Genomic DNA, 22,454 nt, shown 5'->3' on the forward strand with positions numbered 1-22,454 from the left:
CCCGCTATCCGGCATGGCGGGCACCGCCTCCCGGGGCGCCGAGCGCGTCGAACGGGATCGTTCCGACGTCCTCGAAGCGCACCCGCTCGCCGCGGAACACCGGACCCTCGGCGCAGGCGCGGACCATCCGGGTGGCGCCGTCATCGCCGATGACCGGCAGCACGCACGTCATGCAGACGCCGATGCCGCACGCCATCGACTCCTCCACCGCCACCTGGACGGGGATGTCGAACTCCATCGCCACGGCGGTGACGGCGCGCAGCGACTCCATCGGCCCGCACGCGTAGACGGCGTCGGCCCGCGTGTCGGCGATCACCGAAGGGAGCGCGTCGGTGACCCTGCCCCGCACCCCGAGCGAGCCGTCCTCGGTGGTGAGCGTGGTGGTCTCGGCCATGCGGCGGGCCCGCATGGCGCCGAACACCCGGTCGGCGCTGGCCGCGCCGAGCACGAAGTCGACCCGGCAGCCGCGCTCCAGCAGCATGTCGGCCAGCGGGAACAGGACAGCGGAGCCGTACTCGGCGCCGACCAGCACGCAGTGGACCGGGTCACGGGGCAGCGGGAACGGCCGGCCGAGCGGCCCGACCAGGTCGAGCGTGTCGCGGGCGCGGCGCTCGGCCAGCCACGCGGTGCCGGGGCCGCGCACGGTGAAGACCAGCTCGACCGTGCCGCCGTAGTCGGCCTTGACGTCGTGGATGGTCAGGGCGCGCCGCGTCACCATGGACGTGTGCGCGCCCCCGACCGCGACGGAGACGAAGTGGCCGGGACGGTAGCGCTCGGCGATGCCGGGCGCCACCACGGTCAGCGCATGGTAGGCGTCGACCCGGCGCGTGGTCAGCACCGTGCCCGTCACCTGCACCGGAGTGCCGGCCAGTCTTCTTCACCTCCCGAGGGTGTGTCAGCCCCGTAGTGCCTGAGCGTGCTCCTGGAGGGACCGTACGCCCACATCGCCCCGCACGATGGCCTGGATGCCGGCCGCGGCGGCGGCGAGCCCCGCGACCGTGGTGATGCACGGGATGCCCCGCAGCACCGCGGCGGTGCGGATCTCGTAGCCGTCGAGCCGCGACCCGGCCTGGCCCGGGCTGTCGAACGGGGTGTTGACGATCAGGTCGATCTCTCCGTCGAGGATGGCCTGCACGCTGGTGGGCTCACCTCCTGGACCGCTCCCCTCGCTGTGCTTGCGCACGATCTTGGCATGGACGCCGTTGCGGCGCAGCACCTCGGCCGTGCCCTCGGTGGCGAGGATCTCGAAGCCCAGGTCGGCCAGCGCCTTCACAGGGAAGATCATGGCACGCTTGTCCCTGTTGGCCACGGATACGAACGCGCGTCCCTTGGTCGGAAGTTCGCCGTAGGCGGCCGCCTGCGACTTGGCGAAGGCGATGCCGAAGAACGCGTCGATGCCCATGACCTCGCCGGTGGAGCGCATCTCGGGCCCGAGCACGATGTCGACGCCGCGGAACCGGTTGAACGGCAGCACCGCCTCCTTGACCGCGATGGAGGCGTCCAGGGGGAGCGTGCCGCCGTCGCCCTCGGCCGGGAGCATGCCCTCGGCGCGCAGTTCGCGCAGCGTGGCGCCGAGCATGATCCGGGCGGCCGCCTTGGCCAGCGGCACCGCCGTCGCCTTGGACACGAACGGGACGGTGCGGCTGGCGCGAGGGTTGGCCTCCAGCACGTAGAGCACCCCGGCGGAGATCGCGTACTGGACGTTGAGCAGCCCGCGCACGCCGACGCCGCGCGCGATGGACTCGGTGGCGGTGCGGATGCGCTTGATGTCGGCGCTGCCCAGCGTGATCGGCGGCAGCGCGCACGCCGAGTCGCCGGAGTGGATGCCGGCCTCCTCGATGTGCTCCATGACGCCGCCCAGGTAGAGCTCGTGGCCGTCGTAGAGGGCGTCGACGTCGATCTCGACGGCCTCGTCCAGGAACCTGTCGACGAGCACCGGGTGCCCGCCCTCCTGGGCGGCCATGTAGCGGGTGAGCGTGTCGTCGTCGTACACGATGGCCATCCCGGCGCCGCCGAGCACGTACGAGGGACGCACGAGCACGGGGTAGCCGATCTCGCCGGCGATGGAGAGTGCCTCGGCGACGGTGGTGGCGGTGCCGTGCTTGGGCGCGGGCAGCCCGGCCTCGGCCAGCACCCGCCCGAACGCGCCGCGTTCCTCGGCCAGGTGGATGGATTCGGGCGAGGTGCCGACGACGGGCACGCCGGCGTCCTTGAGCGCCTGCGCGAGGCCGAGCGGCGTCTGCCCGCCGAGCTGCACGATGACGCCGGCGACCGGGCCGGTCTGCTGCTCGGCGTGCACCACCTCCAGGACGTCCTCCAGGGTGAGCGGCTCGAAGTAGAGCCGGTCGGAGGTGTCGTAGTCGGTGGAGACGGTCTCGGGGTTGCAGTTGACCATGACGGTCTCGAACCCGGCTCTGGACAGCTCGAAGGAGGCGTGCACGCACGCGTAGTCGAACTCGATGCCCTGGCCGATGCGGTTCGGCCCGGAGCCGAGGATGATCACCTTCTGGCGGGTGCCGGTCGGGACCTCGGTCTCCTCGTCGTAGGCGGAGTAGAGGTAGGGCGTCTTGGCGGCGAACTCGGCGGCGCAGGTGTCGACGGTGTTGTAGACGGGCCGCAGGCCGAGGGCGTGCCGCAGGTCGCGGACGCGGGCCTCGCCGATGCCGCGGATCTCGCCGATCTGGGCGTCGCTGAAGCCGTGACGCTTGGCCCTGGCCAGCACCTCGAAGGTCAGCTCGTCGGCGGCGGCGATCTCCCCGGCCTCCTCGTCGAGGAGGAAGAGCTGGTCGAGGAACCACGGGTCGACGCTGGTGGCCTCGAACAGCTCCGCGGCGGTGGCGCCCGCCCGGATGGCCTGCTGCATGGCGCGCAGCCGGCCGTCGTGCGGGGTGCGGCACGCCTCCAGCAGCTCGTCCTTGGACGGCGCCGGGCCCGCCCAGGAGAACGACGACTCCTTCTTCTCAAGCGACCGCAGCGCCTTCTGCAGCGCCTCGGGGAAGGACCGGCCGATGGCCATGGCCTCGCCCACGGACTTCATGTGGGTGGTGAGGGTGCGGTCGGCGCCGCGGAACTTCTCGAAGGCGAACCGCGGCACCTTGACCACGATGTAGTCGAGGGTCGGCTCGAAGGAGGCCGGGGTCTCCTTGGTGATGTCGTTGGGGATCTCGTCGAGGGTGTAGCCGATGGCCAGCTTGGCGGCGATCTTGGCGATGGGGAAGCCGGTGGCCTTGGACGCCAGCGCCGACGAGCGCGACACCCGCGGGTTCATCTCGATGACGATCATGCGGCCGGTGCGCGGGTCGACCGCGAACTGGATGTTGCAGCCGCCGGTGTCGACGCCGACCTCGCGGATCACCGCGATGGCCACGTCGCGCATGTTCTGGTATTCGCGGTCGGTGAGGGTGAGCGCGGGCGCGACGGTGACGCTGTCGCCGGTGTGGACGCCCATCGGGTCGATGTTCTCGATGGAGCAGACGATGACGACGTTGTCGTTCTTGTCGCGCATCACCTCCAGCTCGTACTCCTTCCAGCCGAGGATGGACTCCTCCAGGAGCACCTCGGTGGTCGGGGAGGCGTCGAGCCCGGCCCCGGCGATGCGCCGCAGGCCGGTCTCGTCGTAGGCGAACCCGGACCCGGCGCCGCCCATGGTGAACGACGGCCGGACGACCAGCGGGTAGCCCAGCTCGGCGGCCCCGGCCAGCACCTCGTCCATGGTGTGGCAGATGACCGAGCGGGCCGATTCGGCGTTCAGGCCGTGCTCGGCGGCGACCTTGGCGACGATCTCCTTGAACCGCTCGCGGTTCTCGCCCGCCTGGATGGCGTCGAAGTCGGCGCCGATCAGCTCGACCCCGTAGCGCTCCAGCACGCCCGCCTCGTGCAGCGCGACGGCGGTGTTGAGCGCGGTCTGGCCACCCAGGGTGGGCAGCAGCGCGTCGGGGCGCTCCTTGGCGATGATCTTCTCGACGAACTCGGGGGTGATCGGCTCGACGTAGGTGGCGTCGGCGAACTCGGGGTCCGTCATGATGGTGGCCGGGTTGCTGTTGACCAGGATCACCCGGAAGCCCTCGGCACGCAGCACGCGGCAGGCCTGGGTGCCGGAGTAGTCGAACTCGCACGCCTGCCCGATCACGATCGGCCCGGAGCCGATCACCAGCACTGACGTGATGTCCTCACGCTTGGGCACGGCTCATAACCTCGCAGAACTCGTCGAAAAGGTAGGCGGCGTCGTGGGGCCCGGCGGCGGCCTCGGGGTGGTACTGGACGCTGAAGGCCCGCCCGTCGAGCAGGCGCAGGCCCTCCACGCAGCGGTCGTTGAGGTTGACGTGGCTGACCTCGGCGGGGCCGTACGGGGTGTCGAACGGGCCGTCGAGCGGGGCCTCGACGGCGAACCCGTGGTTGTGCGCGGAGATCTCCACCTTGCCGGTCCGGATGTCCTGGACGGGCTGGTTGACGCCGCGGTGGCCGTAGCGCAGTTTGTAGGTGGACAGGCCGAGCGCCCGGCCGAAGAGCTGGTTGCCGAAGCAGATGCCGAAGAACGGGATCTTCGCCTCCAGCACCCGGCGCAGCGCGGTGACGTCGGCGGTGGCCGGGTCACCGGGGCCGTTGGAGAAGAACACCCCGTCGGGGCCGACAGCCGTGATGTCGTCGTACGTCGCGGTGGCGGGCAGCACGTGCACCTCGCAGCCGCGCTCGGCCAGCCGGTGCGGGGTCATGCCCTTGATGCCGAGGTCGACGGCGGCCACGGTGTGGCGCCTGCCGCCGATCGCGGGCACCACGTAGGGCTCGGCGGTGGCGACCTCGGCGGCGAGGTCGGCGCCGGTCATGGCGGGCGTCTGCCGCACCCGCTCGACCAGCTCCTCGACCGGGCCGGCCGGGTGGGAGAAGATGCCGGCCCGCATCGCGCCCCGCTCGCGCAGGTGGCGGGTGAGCGCGCGGGTGCCGGGGATGGCGATGCCGACGACGCCCTGCTCCTTGAGGTAGTCGTCGAGCGAGCGGGTGGCCCGCCAGTTGGACACCACCCGGGACGGCTCGCGCACGACATAGCCGGCGACCCAGACGCGGCCCGACTCCGGGTCCTCGTCGTTGACACCGGTGTTGCCGATGTGCGGGGCGGTCATGGCGACGATCTGGCGGTGGTAGGACGGGTCGGTGAGCGTCTCCTGATAGCCGGTCATCCCGGTGTTGAAGACCATCTCGCCGAAGGTCTCGCCTTCGGCGCCGTAAGGGGTTCCGTGGAAGACGCGGCCGTCTTCCAGCACGAGCACCGCTGTGGTCACACCAGCTTCCCTTCGAGGACGGTGGGCTTGCCGCGCAGGAATGTGGCCACTACCCGCCCGGGCAGGGTCATCCCCGCGTACGGGGTGTTGCGGCTCCTGGAGGCGAAGGACGACGGGTCCACCTGTGTGCGGTGGGAGGGGTCGTAGAGGGTGAGGTTGGCGGGCACGCCGGCCTCGATCGGGTTGCCGTGACCGGCCAGGCGGCCGATGCGGGCGGGAGCGTACGACATGCGCTCGGCGACGCCGGCCCAGTCGAGCAGGCCGGTGTCGACCATGGCCTCCTGCACGACGCTGAGCGCGGTCTCCAGGCCGATCATGCCCATGGCGGCGGCCGACCACTCGCTCTCCTTGTCCTCCACCGGGTGGGGGGCGTGGTCGGTGGCGACGACGTCGATGGTGCCGTCGGCGAGCGCCGCGCGCAGCGCCTCGACGTCGGCGCGGGTGCGCAGCGGCGGGTTGACCTTGTAGATGGGGTTGTAGGCGCCGACCGGCGACTCCTCGACCAGGTCGTCGGTGAGCAGCAGGTGGTGCGGGGTCACCTCGGCGGTGACGTTCCAGCCCTTGGACTTGGCCCAGCGCAGGATCTCGACGGAACCGGCGGTGGAGACGTGGCAGACGTGCAGCCGGGAGCCGACGTGCGCGGCCAGCAGGCAGTCGCGGGCGATGACCGCCTCCTCGGCGACGGCGGGCCAGCCGGTGAGGCCGAGCCTGCCGGAGACGTCGCCCTCGTTCATCTGCGCGCCCTCGGTGAGCCTGGGCTCCTGGGCGTGCTGGGCGACGACGCCGTCGAACGCCTTCACGTACTCCAGGGCGCGGCGCATGAGCACCGCGTCGGAGACGCACTTGCCGTCGTCGGAGAAGACGCGGACCCGGGCCGCGGAGTCGGCCATCGCGCCCAGCTCGGCGAGCTGGCGGCCCTCCAGCCCGACGGTGACGGCGCCGACGGGCTGCACGTCGCAGTGGGCGTACTCGCGGCCGAGCCGCCACACCTGCTCGACGACGCCGGCGGTGTCGGCGACCGGGGAGGTGTTGGCCATGGCGTGCACGGCGGTGTAGCCGCCGCGGGCGGCGGACTGGGTGCCGGTCTCGACGGTCTCGGCGTCCTCGCGGCCTGGCTCGCGCAGGTGGGTGTGGAGGTCGACGAGGCCGGGCAGGGCGATCGCGCCGCCGCCGTCGAGCTCGTCGCCGGCGCCCCGCAGATCGGGGCCGACCTCGGTGATGACGCCGTCGTCGACGCGGATGTCGGCCGGTTCGCCGCCGAGGATCCGTACGTTTCGAATGATCACGCTATCTCTCCCCCGAGGAGCAAGTAGAGGACGGCCATGCGGATGGTCACCCCGTTGGCGACCTGCTCGACGATGGTCGAGCGCGGCGAGTCGGCCACCTCGGCGGCGATCTCCATGCCCCGGTTCATCGGGCCGGGGTGCATGACGATGGCGTCGTCGGGCATCTTGGCGAACCGGCCGCGGTCGAGCCCGTAGCGGCGGGAGTATTCGCGCTCGCTCGGGAAGTAGGCGGCGTTCATCCGCTCCTTCTGCACCCGGAGCATCATGACCGCGTCGGACTTGGGCAGCACCGCGTCGAGGTCGTACGAGACCGCGCACGGCCAGGTGTCGACCGAGACGGGCAGCAGCGTGGGCGGGGCCACCAGCGTGACCTCGGCGCCGAGGGTGTGCAGGAGCAGCACGTTGGAGCGGGCGACCCGGCTGTGGAGCACGTCGCCGACGATGGTGATCTTGCGCCCGTCGAGGCCGCCCAGGCGGCGGCGCATCGAGAACGCGTCGAGCAGCGCCTGCGTGGGGTGCTCGTGGGTGCCGTCGCCGGCGTTGACCACGCTGCCGTGCACCCAGTTGGCCAGCCGGTGGGGCGCGCCCGAGGCGGCGTGGCGGATGACGACCGCGTCGGCGCCCATGGCCTCCAGGGTGAGCGCGGTGTCCTTGAGCGACTCGCCCTTGGAGACGCTGGACCCCTTGGCCGAGAAGTTGATCACGTCGGCGGACAGCCGCTTGGCCGCGGCCTCGAAGGAGATGCGGGTGCGGGTCGAGTCCTCGAAGAACAGGTTGACGACCGTGCGGCCGCGCAGGGTGGGCAGCTTCTTGATGGAACGTTCCGAGACCCTCGCCAGCTCCTCGGCGGTGTCGAGGATGAGCAGCGCCTGGTCCCTGGTGAGGTCTCCGGCGGAGATGAGATGGCGCTTCACCTGGCCCCCTCCTTCCTGAGGATCACGGCGTCGCGCCCGTCGGTCTCGCGCAGGGACACCTTCACCTTCTCGCTCTTGGCCGTAGGGAGGTTCTTGCCGACGTAGTCGGCGCGGATGGGCAGCTCACGGTGGCCGCGGTCGACCAGGATGGCGAGCTGGACGGCGGCCGGGCGGCCGAACTCGCTCAGCGCGTCGAGCGCGGCGCGGACCGTGCGTCCGGAGTAGAGGACGTCGTCGACCAGCACCACGATCTTGCCGTCGACGCCGTCGGCGGGCAGGTCGGTGCGGCCGAGCGGCCGGGCGGGGCCCTGGCGCAGGTCGTCGCGGTACATCGTGATGTCGATCGACCCGACGGGGATCTTGACCCCTTCGAACTGCTCGATGCGCTCGCCGAGCCGGTGGGCGAGGGTCACGCCGCGGGTGGGGATGCCGATGAGGACGACTTCGTCGGCGCCTTTGGTGCGCTCGAGGATCTCATGCGCGATGCGGGTCAGCGCCCGATGGATGTCCGGGCCTTCGAGGACGGCCCTGGGTTCGGACATGCCGGAATCTCACCACCTTTCCCGCCTCACGGGACGGGTCTTAAAGGGCTGTGGTCGCGACACACAGTACCAGGCGCTACCAGCCAGAACGGGACGCACCCCGGCCGGAGGTGATCCCTGGGCGAGGGTGGGGATAGAGACACAATGACGTTCCGTGTCGACTCCGAAGTGGGCGTGCTCCGGCAGGTGCTGGTGCACCGGCCCGACCTCGCGCTGAAGCGGCTGACCCCGACCAACAAGGAGGCGTTCCTCTTCGACGAGGTGCTGTGGGTCCAGCGGGCGGTGGAGGAACACGAGCAGTTCCAGCGGGTGCTGCGGGAGCGGGGCGTGCGGGTCCTCCTGCTCGACGAGCTGATCAGGGAGACGGTGGAGATCCCCGAGGCGCGCCGGCACATCCTGGACAAGACCGTCGACGAGCGGTTCCTCGGGCCGCTGGCGGTCGACGACGTGCGCAACACCCTGGACGCGATGGACTCGGCCACTCTGCAGCTGTTCCTGACGGGCGGCATCACCAAGCGCGACCTGCTCGAACGCGACTGCGACCCGACGTCGGTGGCCTACCACTCGCTCGACGACGACGACTTCGTGCTGCCGCCGCTGCCCAACCACCTGTTCACCCGCGACCCGTCGTGCTGGGTGTACGACGGGGTGGCGGTCAACGCGATGCGCAAGAAGGCCCGGATGCGCGAGACCGTGCACATGGAGGCGATCTACGCCTTCCACCCGGCGTTCGCCCCCGGCTTCGACCGGCAGGGCGGCTTCCGGGTCTGGCTGCCGGGGCAGGCGATCGCGCCGGCCACCATCGAGGGCGGCGACGTGCTGGTGATCGGGCGCGGCGCGGTGCTGGTCGGGATGAGCGAGCGCACTCAGCCGCAGACGGTCGAGATGCTGGCCAGGCGGCTGTTCGAGCGGGGCTCGGCGACCCGGATCGTGGCGCTGCGGATGCCTCGTACGCGCGCCTTCATGCATCTCGACACGGTGATGACGATGGTCGACGTGGGCGTGTTCACCAAGTACGCGGGCCTGGGCATGCTGCCCTCCTACACGATCGAGCCCGGCGACAACGAGAAGGAGCTGAAGGTCACCGACCATCCGCCGGAGGACATGCACCGGGTCATCGCCCGCGCCCTGGACCTGGACGACATCAAGGTGCTCACCGCCACCCAGGACGTCTACGCCGCCGAGCGGGAGCAGTGGGACGACGGCTGCAACGTGCTGGCCGTCGAGCCCGGCGTGGTGATCGCGTACGAGCGCAACACCACCACCAACAACCATCTGCGCCAGAACGGCGTCGAGGTGATCACCATCCCGGGCAGCGAGCTGGGGCGCGGCCGGGGCGGCCCGCGCTGCATGAGCTGCCCCCTCGAACGAGAGGGGATCTGACCGTGCGGGTCATCATCGCGCTCGGCGGCAACGCGGTGCTGCGGCGGGGGCAGCGGCCCGACGCCGCCGCGCAGATCGCCAACGTGAACGCGTCGATCAAGACGCTCGCCGGGCTCGCCGCCGAGCACGAGCTGATCATCACCCACGGGAACGGCCCCCAGGTCGGCATGCTGGCCCTGGAGAGCGCCGCCGATCCCGACCTGAGCGGGCCCTACCCGTTCGACACCCTCGTCGCGCAGACCCAGGGCATGATCGGCTACTGGATCCTCCAGGCTTTGCAGAACGCGCTGCCCGGCCGGCAGGTCATGGCCATGGTCACGCAGACCCTCGTGTCGGCCGTCGACCCGGCCTTCGACGACCCCACCAAGTTCGTCGGGCAGATGTACGAGCAGGCGGACGCCGAGAAGCTGGCCGCCGAGCACGGCTGGACGGTCAAGCCCGACGGCGAGCAGTGGCGGCGGGTGGTCCCCTCGCCCACCCCGCAGCGCGTGGTGGAGACCCGGCTGATCCACAAGATGGTCCGCGAGGGCATGGTGGTGATCTGCGCGGGCGGCGGTGGCATCCCCGTCATCCGCGACGAGAACGGCCGGCTCACCGGCGTCGAGGCGGTGGTGGACAAGGACCTGACCGCGTCGATCCTGGCCGAGGCGCTGGAGTGCGACGCGTTCCTCAGCCTCACCGACGTGCCCCGCGTGATGCGCGACTACGGCACCCCGCGCGCGTCCGAGATCGCCCACACCACCCCGCACGAGCTGCGCGCGCTGGACCTGCCCGCCGGGTCGATGGGTCCCAAGGTGGAGGCGGCCTGCCGGTTCGTCGAGCACACCGGCGACATGGCCGCCATCGGCCGGCTCGACCAGGCCGAGCTGATCCTCGAGGGTGACGCCGGCACCATCGTGACGCCCAACGCGCGCTGGCCGCTCACCGGCACGCTCTAGGAGATCTGTCATGGCCGGCCTACAACGCCTCTTCAGGACCAAGCCCACCGAGCGGATCGTCGCCGAGGGGGGCCACGGCGAGGGCGGCGAGCTGCGGCGCACGATGGGACTGTGGCAGCTGACGCTCTTCAGCGTCGGCGCCACCCTCGGCACCGGCATCTTCGTCATCCTCGGCCAGGCCGTGCCCAAGGCGGGCCCGGCGGTGGTCCTGGCGTTCGTGCTGGCCGCGATCACGGCGTTGTTCTCCGCGCTCTCGTACGCGGAGCTCGCCGGGACCATCCCGGTGGCCGGGTCCTCCTACTCCTACGCGTACGCCACGCTGGGCGAGCTGGTCGCCTGGGTGTGCGGGTGGTGCCTGATGCTGGAGTACGCGGTCTCGGTGGCGGCCGTGTCGGTCGGCTGGGGCGAGTATCTCAACGCGTTCCTGGAGAGCCTGGCCGGCTGGAGCCTGCCCGACGCCATCACCCGCTCGCCCGGCCAGGACGGCGGCGTGGTCAACGTCACCGCCATCCTCATCGTGCTGCTGGCCACCTGGCTGCTGATGCGCGGCGCGTCCGAGAGCGCCACGGCCAACGTGGTGTTCGTGGTCATCAAGGTGGCGGTGCTGCTGTTCTTCTGCGCGGTGGCGTTCACCGGCTTCACCGCGGGCAACTTCGCGCCGTTCGCGCCGATGGGCGTCGCGGGCATCACCGCCGCGGCCTCGCAGGTGTTCTTCTCCTACATCGGCTTCGACGCGGCCTCGACGGCCGGCGAGGAGGCCAAGAACCCCCGGCGCGACCTGCCGTGGGCCATCGTGCTGTCGCTGGTCATCGTGACGGCCGTCTACGTGCTGGTGGCCGTGGCCGCCGTCGGCGCGATGCCGTGGACCGACTTCGACCCCGAGCACACCGAGGCGAGCCTGTCCCTCATCGCCGACCTGGCCACCGGCTCCACCTGGGCGGGGCTGATCATCTCGTTCGGCGCGGTCATCGCCATCGCGAGCGTGGTGCTCACGGTCATGTACGGGCAGACGCGCATCCTGTTCGCCATGTCCCGCGACGGGCTGGTCCCCCGGATCTTCCAGCGGGTGAGCATGCGCCGGCAGGTGCCCGCGGCCAACACACTCATCGTCACCGCCTTCGTCTGCGTGCTCGCCGGGCTGGTCCCGCTCGGCCAGCTCGCCGAGGCGACCAGCATCGGCACCCTGTTCGCGTTCGCGATCGTGAACGCGGGCGTGCTGGTGCTCCGTTATCGCAGGCCCGACCTGCCGCGCAGTTTCCGCACACCGTTCTTCCCGGTCACCCCGGTGCTGGGCGTGTTGTTCTGCTTCCTGGTGATGGCCGGGCTGGCCGGGGTCACCTGGGCGGCGTTCGGGCTGTGGATGCTGGCCGGGCTGGTCTGCTATTTCCTGTACGGCTACCGCCACTCGCGGCTGAACGCCGAGGTGCCATAGATGAAGATCGAGACTGTGCTGAGCGGGTTCGTGCCGGAGCCGCGCGGCCGCGACGGGCTGGCGCTGGCCGTGCTGCTGGCCCGGCAGACCGGCGCCCGGCTGGAGGTGGCGTTCGTGAAGGCGCCCGCCTGGGACACCCCGGGGCCCGGCCGGGCGGAGGCGAGCGCGTGGGCGGCCTTCCTGGAGGAGCAGGCCGAGGCCACGCTGGCGCAGGCGCGCGAGCTGGCGGGCGACGAGGCCGGCCTGGTCGACTACACCCATCGGGGCAGCGGGCGCGGGCTGGTGGAGCTGGCGCGCAAGCGCGGCGCGGACGTGGTGGTGATCGGCTCGGCGCCACGCGGCGGGCGGGGGCGCATCTCCGTGGGCAGCACCGCCGACCAGCTCCTGCACGCCTCGCCGGTGCCCGTGCTGCTGGCCCCGCGCGGGTACGCCGAGGCCGCGCCCGCGGCGCTGACCCGGCTGACCGTGGCCTACCGCCGTGGCCGCGGCGCCGACGCGGCGGTCCAGGGGGCGGCCAAGCTGGCGGTCGCGCTGGACCTGCCACTGCGGCTGGTGACGCTGGTCGTGGCGACCCACCGGCGGCACCCGATGGGCGAGGAGCTGCGGGCCGGGATGCGCGAGCAGGCCCTGGCCGACCTGACCGCCGCCGCCCGCGGCCACCGGCGCCGCCTCGAGGTGGACGTGCAGGTCCTCGAAGGCAGGAACATCGCCACAGCCATGCGGGCGGGCTCCTGGGAGCCGAGCGAAATGATCATCTGCGCCTCCAGCAACACCGCGCCGCTCAGGCGGGTGTTCCTGGGCGACACCAGCATCAAGATCGTACGGGCGGCGACCTGTCCGGTCATGATCCTGACCCGCCAGCCCTGACTGGTTCCCCTGTCGGCGGAAACCGCCGTGGTTACTCGGCAATCTATGACGAAGTACAGTTACTACAGGGACAAGAGGGGCTTAAGAGGCGTTCCATGCCGGACCGGATTCGGCATCTTTTTTCCAATCAGCTTGACCTTAGGCGTCGACCCCTTTACCGTCACTGTGCGTAACCAGCACCGCGCGGCGTTCTGGGGAAACCCAGGGCCATCGCTACCGATTGGTGCCCCGAGCGGCACCGGACCCCCGGTGGCACCGGCATTCGCCGCAAGGGAGCACAATCTACTGAGAGCTATAGATACGAGGAGCCGGGGGGCCACACGATGCCGTCTGAGTACGCAAAGTCGCTGGGTGCACGACTCCGCGCGATCCGCACCCAGCAGGGCCTGTCCCTGCACGGAGTCGAGGAGAAGTCGCGTGGCAGGTGGAAGGCCGTGGTCGTGGGCTCGTACGAGCGTGGCGACCGTGCGGTCACGGTGCAGAAGCTTGCCGAACTTGCCGACTTCTACGGGGTGCCCGTCTCCGAGCTGCTGCCCGGCGGCGCCGCGCCGAGCCCGCTCGGGCCGACGCCCAAGCTTGTGATCGACCTGGAGAGGCTGGCCACGCTGCCCAAGGAGAAGGCGGGGGCGCTGGCCCGCTACGCCGCCACGATCCAGAGCCAGCGGGGCGACTACAACGGCAAGGTGCTCTCGATCCGCCAGGAGGACCTCCGCTCCCTGGCCGTGATCTATGACAAGTCGCCGAGTGAGCTCACCGAGGAGCTGATCAGCTGGGGCGTCCTCGACGCCGAGGCCCGCCGGGCCGTCGAGACGTTCTGACCCCGGCACCGCACAACCGCACCAGCGAGGGGCGCGCCCACCCGGGCGCGCCCCTCGCTGCTTCTGACAGAAGTCCTAAACTCCCCCACATCAGACATTTCGCCGGAGCATCCGAAAGGGGCGGCGCTTTATCCGGCGATTCCGACGTTTGATAATTCAATCAACTCCTCACTTACTCTTGACTCCCGCCTCCCGGCGTATGCCCGAGGACGACGGCACCAGCAACCCCGCGGTCCCCGCCCGAACAGAACCCCAGCATCCCCACCGGGACCAGGAACAGACCCGAGCGGGCAGTGATCTGAGACGACCCATCCGGGAAGCAGTCCCGGAAGGGCGAGCCGTACGGGGCCCAGACCCGTCCAGGCGGAGGCACGCGAAGTGCGGACCCGAACTACGGAGCCCTGCCGAGAGCGGAACCCCGAGACGATCCGACGGGACCAGACCCCGACCAGGACAGAGCTACGCAACGGCCCGCTCGGGAACCTACCCCTCGACACGCCGGAGCCGTAGAGAGCCCAGAACCCGACGGACCGCAAACCCGAACAGCGGAGCCCCGCCGAGAACAGAACCCGAACAAAGCCGGAGAAGCACGCAGAGCGGAACCCGAGCCGGACGAGGCCTACCGGAACGGAACCCCCAGCGAGAAGGAAGCCACACGACACAGCACCGAACGGGACCGAGCGAACGGAAGCCCCGCGGGACAGGCCCCGAGCGAAACCGAGCCGACCGAACCGGGCCCGACGAAAGTGGACCGCCCAGGCGGTGCCGGGACCAGGCGGTGCCGGGACCAGGCGGTGCCGGGACCAGGCGGTGCCGGGACCAGGCGGTGCCGGGACCAGGCGGTGCCGGGGCCAGGTAAGGGCAAGCTCGGAGACGGCGTAGGAGCTGCACGCGACAGAACCCACACGGACCGAAGCCGCGCAGGACCGGAGCCGCGCCGGACCGAAGCCGTACGGGGCCGGAGCCGCGCAGGACCGGAGGCGCGCCGAGAGCGACCCGAGCAAAGCCGGAATCACGTGGGAGGCAGCCCGAGCGCGACGGCGTTGCGCCAAGACAGAGCCCGAGCTCGACGGAGCTGTGTCGAGGCCAGAGCCCGAACCAGGGACAGCTGGAATCGGCGGAGAGCCACAGGAGAAGACGCTGAGCCACACGGAGAAGCCGTTGAGGCACAGAGGAAGGCGTTGAGGCCAAGGGGAAGACGCTGAGGCACAGGGGAAGACGCTGAGCGGCGGGAAGCAAGGCTGCGACACGGTCGGCGCAGGTGGAGATGGTCATCGGGCGCGAAGGGGGGGATCGCCGGGCACGGCGGGGCCGGCGATGGTCGTCAGGCTGGACGAGGGCGGCTCGTCGGCCTGGCGTGAAGAGCGGCGGACATCCCATCGGCGCGGTGACCGCCGTGGCGGCCGGCGCCTGGCCCCGTTACGTCTCCTCCTGCGAGGGCTGGGGCGGCGGGGAGACCGGGGCGCTCGTGGGGGATGGATGGGATGTCATCCCGCCAGGGGCACGTCCACAGGGAGCTGGGGCTGGGAAGGGACGCCCAGCAGGCCCTCGACCGTGCAGACGAAGGTCTCGGCCTCCGCCATGATCTCGTCCGCGTCCGCGGCGGTGACGCCACGGACCATGCCGGCCTCGGCGGCGGCACGCTTGGCGGCGCTGGCCGCGAAGTAGGCCGCCCACTCCGCAAGTGAGGGCTCGGCCTCGGGCAGCAGCTCCCACGCGCTGCGCAGGCGGCGCCTGCGGCCCTGGGTGGGCTGCGGGCGGGCGGCCAGGATCGCCGCGGCGGCGCGCAGAGCGGCCAGGTGGGCCGACACGTAACGCGACGCCGGACTGCGAGCCGTCGCAGCCTCCGCCAGGCAGGAACGTGAATCTGTCAGATGTGCCCGAACCGCAGGCGACAGCCTGGGCCCGGGCGTTTCTCTGGGCCGTGGTGCCATCATGCTCACCTCCTGAGAGTCGTGGGCGACTCCCGGCGTTTCCACCGGTAAGGCCAACGATCGCAGACCCCACCGACATTTCCGCCGGGCAGGCCGGACGAGGAGCTTCCCCTCTCCCCGTCCGGCCAGGACGCGCCCACTCGTCTCCGCCGACGACGAGGACGCGCCCTTCGCCCTCGGAGCCTGACCGCGGGTCGGCGCTTGGGGGAAGCGCATGGCCCGCGACCAGGTCCTTTCGACGTGAGCCGCGAGCCTCACGTCACATGGTCGAACATAATTTCGATCACGCTCGGTGTCAACCTGTTCCACGAACACAGGTTCGATGACCATGACGCAAAACGACCGTGTTCTCATGATTACGGCGTTCCTGTGATCGGCGGTCGTGGTTACGATGGCGGGCATGGGGCCGATCCTGATCACCGCTATCCTCACCGCCCCCGTTCTGCTGCTCCTCCTCATCCCCTTCCATGACGAGTCCGGCGCCGTCGACAGCCGTAACGGGCTGGCCGGGTTGCGCACGCGGGAGACGCTCGCCTCGCGCGAGGCGTGGGACGCGGCGCACACGTGGGCCAAGGCGCCCCTGCGACGGCTGGCCGCCGTCATGGCGGGGGTGCTGGTGGTGTCCGCGGGCGTCGAGCTGGTGGTCGGGCTGCCGGAGGGCGTCCAGGTGGCGGTGGTCATAGGCCAGGCCGGGCTGCTCGTAGGCGGACTTTCACTGGTCGGGTGGCGCGCTCACCGACTGGCCGCGCGGGTGAATCACGAACTCGCCGGCGGACCTCGATGAGCCGCACAGCCCCCGCACTCCCCCGCGACCAGATCCCACCCACCCCCGCGCCGGGTCTCATACCAATCCTCGCCACCAACTCCCCGCCCAGCCCCGTACTTGATTCCACGGCCGGCTCCGCGTTCAGTGCCACGGCCGGAGGCCCCATACTCGGCACCGCGCCCAGCCCAGCGCTCGGGTCCATGACCAGCTCCGCACTCGGTACCACAGCCAACCCCGCGCTTGGTTCCACGGCCGGAGGCTCCATACTCGGTACCGCGCCCAGCCCCGCGCTCGGGTCCATGACCAGCCCCGCGCTCGGGTCCATGACCAGCTCCGCACTCGGTACCACGGCCAACCCCGCGCTCGGTTCCACGGCCGGAGGCTCCATGCTCGGCACCGCGCCCAGCCCCGCGCTCGATTCGACGGCCAGCGCCGCGCTCTCCCGCGCCCGAGCCTCGGACTCCCCCGTCCTCCCCGGCGGACGTCCTACGAGCCTCCAGAGACACCCCCGCCAGCAGCCCCCAGGAGGTCCGGCCTTCCCTCGAGGACCAGCCGCTCTCACGCCCCTCCCCCAGCAGCAGGTCCCAGACAACCCCACCCTCCGCCAGAGACCAGCCCCGGACGCTCCCACGCCCCGCGAAGAGATCCCGTGTGGTGGTCCTGCGCTCATCCTGGAGCCGGCTACAGACGCCCCGAACGATCCCACCCTTCACCAGGCCCCAGCCACAAACTCCCCAAAGAGCCCCTGGCGGTCCCGTTGGCCGGTTCCCGGATGGAGGGGCGGGGCGCGGGCCGGAGGGTTCGGGCGGTTCGCGCGGCCCGTGCCGTTGCTCGTCGGGGCGGCCGCGATCGGTCTCACGTGGGAGGCGGCGCTGCCGCTCAGTGAGGAGATCCTGCACCTGGGCGGGCCGGTCACCCTGCGGGGGCTGCGGCAGGGTCTGGCGCGGCTGGTGTACGACCGCCGGTACGGGGTGAACACGGCGGAGTTCGCCGATCTGAGCGACTTCGGCCTCGATCATCCGGAACGGGTCTACTACTCCCCCGCCCACTGGGGCACGCTGCGCCGGGCGCTGCCGGCGAGTGACGTGCGCGAGCACGACGTGTTCCTCGATCTCGGCGCGGGCAAGGGCCGGATGGCGCTGGAGGCGGCCAGCCGCTATCCGTTCGCGCGGGTGATCGGCGTGGAGCTGTCGCACGAGCTGACGGAGATCGCACGGTCCAACCTGGCCGGCACCCGGTTGCGGCTGCGCGCGGGCAGCGTCGAGTTCGTCCGTTCGGACGTGCTGGACTACGAGATCCCGGACGACGTCAGCGTGGTGTTCCTGAACAACCCGTTCCGGGGTCGCATCTTCGCCGCCGCCGTGGACCGGCTGATCGCCTCCGCGGACCGCAGGCCGCGCCCGCTCACCGTGGTCTACTTCAACCCCGTCGAGGAGTCGTACCTCCTCGGCACCGGACGCTTCCGCCATGTGCGGACGGTCCGGCGCCGGTCGGGTGACGACGTGTTCGGCACGACCCGCGTCTATGCACTCAGACGGCCTTGAGCGCGCCTGAGGGGCACAGTGTCACGGCCCGCCGGGCCTTCTCCTCGAGCCCCTCGGGCGGGACGGGCTGGAGGAGCAGGACGGTCCCGTCGTCCTCGCTCTGATCGAACACCTCGGGCAGGGTGAGCGCGCACATGCCCGCACCGATGCACACCGTCGTGTCGGCCTCAATCTTCATGGCTTCTGCTTACCAGGTCACGGGCAGCCGGTGCACGCCGTAGATGCCCATGTCGGTTCTGAGCGGCACCTCGTCGGCCGGCACCGCCAGCCGCAGGCCGGGGAAGCGGCGCAGCAGGGCCGCGAACCCGATGCGCATCTCCGACCGGGCGAGCTGCTGGCCCAGGCACTGGTGGATGCCGTGGCCGAAGCCGAGGTGGCCGGACGCGGGCCGGGTGATGTCGAGCCGGTCGCCACCGGGGAACCGCGCGGGATCGCGGTTGATCACCGGCAGGTGCAGGGTGACCGACTCGCCCTTCTTGATCAGCTGCCCGTCGATCTCGACGTCCTCCAGGGCGGACCTGACCGGGCCGACGTGGATGATGGACAGGTGCCGGAGCAGTTCCTCGACGGCGTTGTCCATCAGCGACGGGTCGTCGCGCAGGGCTTCGAGCTGGGCCGGGTCGGCGAGCAGCGCGTAGGTGCCGAGGCCGAGCATGTTGGCGGTGGTCTCGTGCCCGGCGACCAGCAGCAGGAACGCGACCCCGGCGAGCTCGTCGTCGGTCAGCTCGCCGCCCTCGACGAGGCCGCCGAGCAGGTCGTCGCCCGGGTGCTCGCGCTTACGTGAAATCAGCCCGTACAGGTAGGCGAAGACGCGGCCGATGGCGGCGAGCGCGTCGTCCGCCTGCACGTCCAGGCGCACCATGATCTTGGTGTCCTCCTGGAAGGCCGCCCTCTCCTCGTACGGGACGCCGAGCAGTTCGCAGATGACCAGTGACGGGATGGGCAGCGCGAAGGCGTCGACCAGGTCGATCGGGCCGCCCGCCGCTTCCATCTCGTCCAGCCGGGCCTCGGTGATCTCCAGGATCCTGGCTTCGAGCGCCTTCATCCGGCGCACGGTGAACTGCCCGGTGAGCAGCTTGCGGTAGCGGGTGTGCTCGGGCGCGTCGGTACGCAGGAAGAAGCCGGGCGGGACCTTGAACTCCTGGGCGCGGACCTCCCGGGCGAGTTCGGCGCGGGCCGCCAGGGGCGAGTGGGCCAGTTCGGGCCGGTTGCTGAAGCGCGGGTCGGCCAGGATCGCGCGGGCGGCCGCGTAGCCGGTGACGAGCCAGCCCTCGTGGCCGTCGGCGTAGCGCATCCGGTGCACGCTCCCCTCCTCCCGGAGCCGTGCGTAGGTGTCGGGCGGGTCGAACGGGCGTTCCCGCTCGGTGGTCAGCGTCAGGCCGGTCATGCTCGTCTCCTTCTCCGTGTCGTCACTCCAGAAAACATCACTCGATGCAATTTTGCAATCTGTGAAGCTAGAGTACTCTTCGGATATGAGCGGGCTACGGGAGCGCAAGAAGCAGCGCACGCACCGGGCGCTGGTGAACGCCGCGCTCCGGTCGTTCAAGGAGAAGGGGTACGAGGAGACGACGATCGCGGAGATCGCGGCCGCGGCCGACGTGTCGGCCCGCACCTTCTTCAGCTACTTCGCCAGCAAGGAAGACGTGATCTTCCACGACTACCCCGAGCGGATGCGCCACGTCCTCGACCTGATGGCCGGGCGCCGGCCGGGCGAGCCGGTGACGGACCTGCTGCTGCGGACGATGCGGGCGAGCCTGGAGCAGGCCGCCGACCCCGACGTCTTCGACATGGAGGAGGCCGCGGCCCGCATGGAGCTCATGCTGACCGTGCCCGCTCTGCAGGCCCGCGCCCTCCATCTGCTGTTCGAGCAGCAGCTCCGCCTTGCCAAGACCCTGGAGCAGGCCTACGCGGGCGAGCTCGACGCGGTGGAGGCGGCCGCGGTGGTGGGCTCGCTGGTCGGCGCGGTCAAGCTCGCCGCCATGGTCAGCATCACCCGGGGCGACCCGCGCGAGCAGGTGTGGGAGGCCATCACGGCGGCGGCCGAGATCTCGCTGTACGGGCGGCGACAGCTTCCCGCCGAGGCCTGAACGCTCAGCGGCACGAGCCGGATGCCCAGGCCGTCCAGCCGCCGCCCCGCCCGCTGACGGCCCAGCCCTCGGGAGGCGGCCCGGCGGTGTCCGGGACGACCGCGGTGCAGGCGCCGGGCGGCGGCCCCTGACGGGCGCCGTCGTAGCGCTCCAGGGCCGTCCACCACACCTTGTTGGCGAGCGGCAGCGCGATCCGCCACGGCAGCCGCGCGTCCACCGCCACCCGGCCGCCCGCCGCCGGCGCGGGCAGCCCGTCACCGGCTCGCGGCGCGGCCGGCGCCAGGTAGGCGGCGAAGGCCAGGTGGATCGCCGCGAGCACGGCCGACACCGCCGCGCCCCGGTGACGCGGCAGGCAGGCGGCGGCGGTCAGGCAGGCCAGGAACACCGCCGCGACGGCCGAGGCCTTCGCCATGTCGAGGCTGTCCCGTACCCCGCTGAGGAAGGAGATCTCGGGGAAGTCGAAGGCGATGAAGGCGTAGCGGCGCAGCCGGTCGCCCGCGTACCAGGCGGCGGCCCCGCCCGTCACCGCGGCGAGCGCCGCCGACGCGGCCGCGTACCGCAGGACGGCTCCCCGGCGGGCGCGTACCAGCGCGACCAGGCCCGCCAGCAGCCACACGACGGCCACGCACGCCAGATAGCGCCCGTAGGCGTAGTTGCCGACCCGGTGCTCGTCCGGCAGCGCGGCCGAGGACGCGTAGGCGATGCCGAGCGTGGTGGCCAGCAGCGCGCCCGCCGCCACCCGCAGCCCGAACGGCCCGGCCCGCCGCACCGCGACCACCACGGCCGCGACCATGCCGGCCCCGGCGAGCCCCCACGTGCCGACGATCAGGTACCAGAGCTGCCCGGCGGCGCCCGCCAGCGCCCACGCCTGCCCCTCCAGCGACGTGAACCGCTCGACGGCCAGCCCGCTCAGGTCACGGTGACCGCCGGGGTAGAGCCCCGCGGCCACCGCCCCGTTGAGCGCCTGCCCGGCCGCCAGCACCACGCCGGCGGCGGCGAGCGCGGCCACCCCGGCCCGGCGTGGCAGCCGCCGCCCGGCCAGCAGCCCGACGACCACGGCCACCGTCACGGCCAGGATCACGGTGCCGCGCAGGTGCACCGCCGCCGCGTACGCGGCCACCGTCCCCGCGCCCAGCGCCGCCCGCACCGAGCCGCCGCGGGCCAGCTCGTGCACCGCGAGCAGCCAGCCGAGCAGCAGTGTCGGCAGCATCGCGTCGGCCAGGGCCAGCCCCGAGAACAGCAGCAGCGACGGCGCGGCCCCCGCCGCGAACCCCAGCGGCAGCGCCGCCCGTCGGCCGAGGCCCAGCCTCCGCAGCATCAGGTACGCCAGCGGGAACACCCCGGCGGCGGCCACCGACCCCAGCACGACCACCAGCCGGTACACGGTCACGGGGTCGTCGGCCAGCCAGTGCGCCGGCGTCAGCAGCAGCGCGTATCCGCCCTGATAGAACGTGGAGCCGCTGAAGTCGGCGGCCGGGCCGCCGGCCAGCCAGCGCGCCGCGATCAGGTAGCCGGTCTCGTCAGGGTTCGCCACCGGCCTGGTGTGGAAGCGGAACAGCCATAACCGCAGCGTCACCTGCACCAGGAACCCGGCGGCCAGCAGCGGGCCGGGGCGGATCCTCGACGCGCGGGCCGCGGGCGCGGCGACGACGGCGGTGAGCGTGGACGGCATGAGACTCCCCCAGCCGCCCCGGGACCCTCCCGGAAGCGGTGAGGGGAGTCCACCAGCAGACCCCTAACGCCCCCGTCACCAAGATCGGTTATGCGGACGTTATCTCCGGAACTTGCCCCGCACGTGCACCGGCACCCCGGTGCCCAGCAGGCCGGGCAGCTCCTCGGCCACGTTCATCGGCAGCCGCACGCACCCGTGGGAGGCCGGGTAGAGGGGCACCGACAGCGCGCCGTGGAAGGCGATGCCGCCGTTGAAGAAGATCGGGTTGTAGAGCTCGCCGAGGTAGGACTTGTGCCAGCCGTCACGCCGCCAGGTGGTCTTGAACGAGCCCGTCGGCGTGCTGGCCGAACCGCAGAAGCGCTGCTCCTTGCCCTGCCACACGGTGGTCTCGCAGTAGGGGACGCCGCTGCCGGACGACATGTGGCTGATCAGCTTCAGCTCGCCGTCGACGTACAGGGTCATGATCTGCTTGGACAGGTTGACCTCGGCGCGGGTCCGCCTGCCGTTCTTGGCCAGGACCTTGGGCAGCTTCGGCTGCTCCAGGGCGCGCCAGGTGGTCTTGCCGATGGTGCTGGTCGGCGTGATGCCGTTGACCTTCTGGAACGCCCAGACGGCGGCGAGCGTGGTGCCGCCGTAACGTCCGTCGATCTTGCCGGGGCGGTAGCCCAGCTCGCGCAGCCGCTTCTGCAGCCAGACGACCGCCTTGCCCTTGGCGCCCAGCTTCAGCTTCTTGGTGGGCGCGATCACTGGCTCGGTCGCGGTCACGGGCGCGGTCGCGGGCCGCGCGGCGAGCGCGCCCGCCGCGGCGGGGATGGCCTGGAACGCCGCCTCGGCGGGTGCGGCTCCGCAACCGGTCAGCGCGACCGCCCCGGCGGTCAGGAGAGCGAGCACTCCCGGAAGCCGTCGAGCCCTCACCGGTATCACCTCTCAAGCAGGTAACAAGCGAATCAAAGGACCCTACACCACCCGTCAAAAGGGTCATGCGAGAGTCAATC

Annotated in this window: 19 protein-coding genes; 8 read left to right on the top strand and 11 right to left on the bottom strand. The window is 71.5% G+C overall.

The features are described 5' to 3' along the window. Positions 1–4 precede the first annotated feature (4 nt). Genes ACGFI7_RS16825 through pyrR form a run of 6 tightly spaced genes read right to left on the bottom strand, consistent with a single transcriptional unit; the run spans position 5 to position 8,018 of the window. A complete protein-coding gene (locus tag ACGFI7_RS16825) occupies positions 5–871 on the bottom strand; it encodes a dihydroorotate dehydrogenase electron transfer subunit (protein WP_393405695.1) in 867 nt (288 codons plus the stop codon). 24 nt (positions 872–895) lie between these two features. Next, on the bottom strand, positions 896–4,183 hold the full coding sequence (gene carB, locus ACGFI7_RS16830; RefSeq protein WP_393405042.1) for a carbamoyl-phosphate synthase large subunit: 3,288 nt from the start codon (positions 4,181–4,183) through the stop codon (positions 896–898). Then, positions 4,170–5,276, bottom strand: a complete 1,107-nt coding sequence (gene carA / locus ACGFI7_RS16835) for a glutamine-hydrolyzing carbamoyl-phosphate synthase small subunit (protein WP_393405045.1) — start codon at positions 5,274–5,276, stop codon at positions 4,170–4,172. Before carA ends, carB begins: the two co-directional genes overlap by 14 nt. Further along, positions 5,273–6,562, bottom strand: coding sequence for a dihydroorotase (locus ACGFI7_RS16840; protein ID WP_393405047.1), 1,290 nt, complete (start codon positions 6,560–6,562; stop codon positions 5,273–5,275). Before ACGFI7_RS16840 ends, carA begins: the two co-directional genes overlap by 4 nt. Continuing rightward, complete coding sequence (locus tag ACGFI7_RS16845; protein ID WP_393405050.1) at positions 6,559–7,476, bottom strand: aspartate carbamoyltransferase catalytic subunit; 918 nt, start codon at positions 7,474–7,476, stop codon at positions 6,559–6,561. Before ACGFI7_RS16845 ends, ACGFI7_RS16840 begins: the two co-directional genes overlap by 4 nt. Next, positions 7,473–8,018, bottom strand: a complete 546-nt coding sequence (gene pyrR / locus ACGFI7_RS16850; RefSeq protein ID WP_393405053.1) for a bifunctional pyr operon transcriptional regulator/uracil phosphoribosyltransferase PyrR — start codon at positions 8,016–8,018, stop codon at positions 7,473–7,475. The genes ACGFI7_RS16845 and pyrR overlap by 4 nt, the downstream gene beginning before the upstream one ends. 144 nt (positions 8,019–8,162) lie before the next feature. Between pyrR and ACGFI7_RS16855 the strand changes: the two genes are divergently transcribed. The 5 genes from ACGFI7_RS16855 (at position 8,163) to ACGFI7_RS16875 (ending at position 13,456) form a co-directional block, all read left to right on the top strand. Next, on the top strand, positions 8,163–9,401 hold the full coding sequence (locus ACGFI7_RS16855) for an arginine deiminase (protein WP_393405056.1): 1,239 nt from the start codon (positions 8,163–8,165) through the stop codon (positions 9,399–9,401). A 2-nt stretch (positions 9,402–9,403) separates the two neighbouring features. Further along, positions 9,404–10,339, top strand: a complete 936-nt coding sequence (gene arcC, locus ACGFI7_RS16860) for a carbamate kinase (RefSeq protein ID WP_393405059.1) — start codon at positions 9,404–9,406, stop codon at positions 10,337–10,339. A 10-nt stretch (positions 10,340–10,349) separates the two neighbouring features. Then, positions 10,350–11,771 (top strand): amino acid permease, encoded by a 1,422-nt coding sequence (locus tag ACGFI7_RS16865; RefSeq protein WP_393405061.1) that lies wholly within the window; start codon positions 10,350–10,352, stop codon positions 11,769–11,771. Further along, positions 11,772–12,638, top strand: coding sequence for a universal stress protein (locus ACGFI7_RS16870; RefSeq protein ID WP_393405063.1), 867 nt, complete (start codon positions 11,772–11,774; stop codon positions 12,636–12,638). Positions 12,639–12,961: 323 nt separating this feature from the next. Continuing rightward, complete coding sequence (locus ACGFI7_RS16875; protein WP_148032734.1) at positions 12,962–13,456, top strand: transcriptional regulator; 495 nt, start codon at positions 12,962–12,964, stop codon at positions 13,454–13,456. Between the two features lie 1,487 nt (positions 13,457–14,943). On the opposite strand, the gene ACGFI7_RS16880 is transcribed toward ACGFI7_RS16875, so the two are convergent. Then, entirely contained in the window at positions 14,944–15,849 is a 906-nt protein-coding gene (locus tag ACGFI7_RS16880) for an SAV_6107 family HEPN domain-containing protein (protein ID WP_393405066.1), read from the bottom strand. On the opposite strand from ACGFI7_RS16880, the gene ACGFI7_RS16885 reads away from it, so the two are divergent. After that, positions 15,791–16,174, top strand: coding sequence for an SdpI family protein (locus ACGFI7_RS16885; protein ID WP_393405068.1), 384 nt, complete (start codon positions 15,791–15,793; stop codon positions 16,172–16,174). The genes ACGFI7_RS16880 and ACGFI7_RS16885 overlap by 59 nt on opposite strands. Positions 16,175–16,977: 803 nt before the next feature. Continuing rightward, positions 16,978–17,700, top strand: a complete 723-nt coding sequence (locus ACGFI7_RS16890) for a class I SAM-dependent methyltransferase (protein ID WP_393405071.1) — start codon at positions 16,978–16,980, stop codon at positions 17,698–17,700. On the opposite strand, the gene ACGFI7_RS16895 is transcribed toward ACGFI7_RS16890, so the two are convergent. Together ACGFI7_RS16895 and ACGFI7_RS16900 are read right to left on the bottom strand one after the other, a co-directional pair. After that, on the bottom strand, positions 17,687–17,878 hold the full coding sequence (locus tag ACGFI7_RS16895) for a ferredoxin (protein WP_393405073.1): 192 nt from the start codon (positions 17,876–17,878) through the stop codon (positions 17,687–17,689). The two genes, ACGFI7_RS16890 and ACGFI7_RS16895, sit on opposite strands and share 14 nt — an antisense overlap. Positions 17,879–17,887: 9 nt before the next feature. Further along, positions 17,888–19,087 (bottom strand): cytochrome P450, encoded by a 1,200-nt coding sequence (locus ACGFI7_RS16900; RefSeq protein ID WP_393405076.1) that lies wholly within the window; start codon positions 19,085–19,087, stop codon positions 17,888–17,890. A gap of 85 nt (positions 19,088–19,172) precedes the next feature. Between ACGFI7_RS16900 and ACGFI7_RS16905 the strand changes: the two genes are divergently transcribed. After that, positions 19,173–19,787 (top strand): TetR/AcrR family transcriptional regulator, encoded by a 615-nt coding sequence (locus ACGFI7_RS16905; protein ID WP_393405079.1) that lies wholly within the window; start codon positions 19,173–19,175, stop codon positions 19,785–19,787. Between the two features lie 4 nt (positions 19,788–19,791). Here ACGFI7_RS16905 and ACGFI7_RS16910 read toward each other — a convergent pair whose 3' ends face one another. Then, entirely contained in the window at positions 19,792–21,459 is a 1,668-nt protein-coding gene (locus ACGFI7_RS16910; protein ID WP_393405080.1) for a hypothetical protein, read from the bottom strand. Positions 21,460–21,558: 99 nt separating this feature from the next. Further along, positions 21,559–22,374, bottom strand: coding sequence for a peptidoglycan-binding protein (locus ACGFI7_RS16915; protein ID WP_393405082.1), 816 nt, complete (start codon positions 22,372–22,374; stop codon positions 21,559–21,561). Positions 22,375–22,454: the final 80 nt, after the last annotated feature.

Source organism: Nonomuraea sp. NPDC048826 (assembly GCF_043198225.1).
In the GTDB taxonomy this organism is placed as follows: Bacteria; Actinomycetota; Actinomycetes; order Streptosporangiales; family Streptosporangiaceae; genus Nonomuraea.

Excerpts from the sequence above, each read along its gene's own strand:
- ACGFI7_RS16900 (WP_393405076.1), bottom strand. The coding sequence starts at position 19,087 with ATGACCGGCCTGACGCTGACCACCGAGCGGGAACGCCCGTTCGACCCG.
- ACGFI7_RS16870 (WP_393405063.1), top strand. The coding sequence starts at position 11,772 with ATGAAGATCGAGACTGTGCTGAGCGGGTTCGTGCCGGAGCCGCGCGGC.
- ACGFI7_RS16880 (WP_393405066.1), bottom strand. The coding sequence starts at position 15,849 with ATGAGGAGGAGCAGCAGAACGGGGGCGGTGAGGATAGCGGTGATCAGG.
- ACGFI7_RS16885 (WP_393405068.1), top strand. The coding sequence starts at position 15,791 with ATGGGGCCGATCCTGATCACCGCTATCCTCACCGCCCCCGTTCTGCTG.
- ACGFI7_RS16910 (WP_393405080.1), bottom strand. The coding sequence starts at position 21,459 with ATGCCGTCCACGCTCACCGCCGTCGTCGCCGCGCCCGCGGCCCGCGCG.
- ACGFI7_RS16895 (WP_393405073.1), bottom strand. The coding sequence starts at position 17,878 with ATGAAGATTGAGGCCGACACGACGGTGTGCATCGGTGCGGGCATGTGC.
- ACGFI7_RS16865 (WP_393405061.1), top strand. The coding sequence starts at position 10,350 with ATGGCCGGCCTACAACGCCTCTTCAGGACCAAGCCCACCGAGCGGATC.
- pyrR (WP_393405053.1), bottom strand. The coding sequence starts at position 8,018 with ATGTCCGAACCCAGGGCCGTCCTCGAAGGCCCGGACATCCATCGGGCG.
- ACGFI7_RS16875 (WP_148032734.1), top strand. The coding sequence starts at position 12,962 with ATGCCGTCTGAGTACGCAAAGTCGCTGGGTGCACGACTCCGCGCGATC.
- ACGFI7_RS16905 (WP_393405079.1), top strand. The coding sequence starts at position 19,173 with ATGAGCGGGCTACGGGAGCGCAAGAAGCAGCGCACGCACCGGGCGCTG.
- ACGFI7_RS16855 (WP_393405056.1), top strand. The coding sequence starts at position 8,163 with ATGACGTTCCGTGTCGACTCCGAAGTGGGCGTGCTCCGGCAGGTGCTG.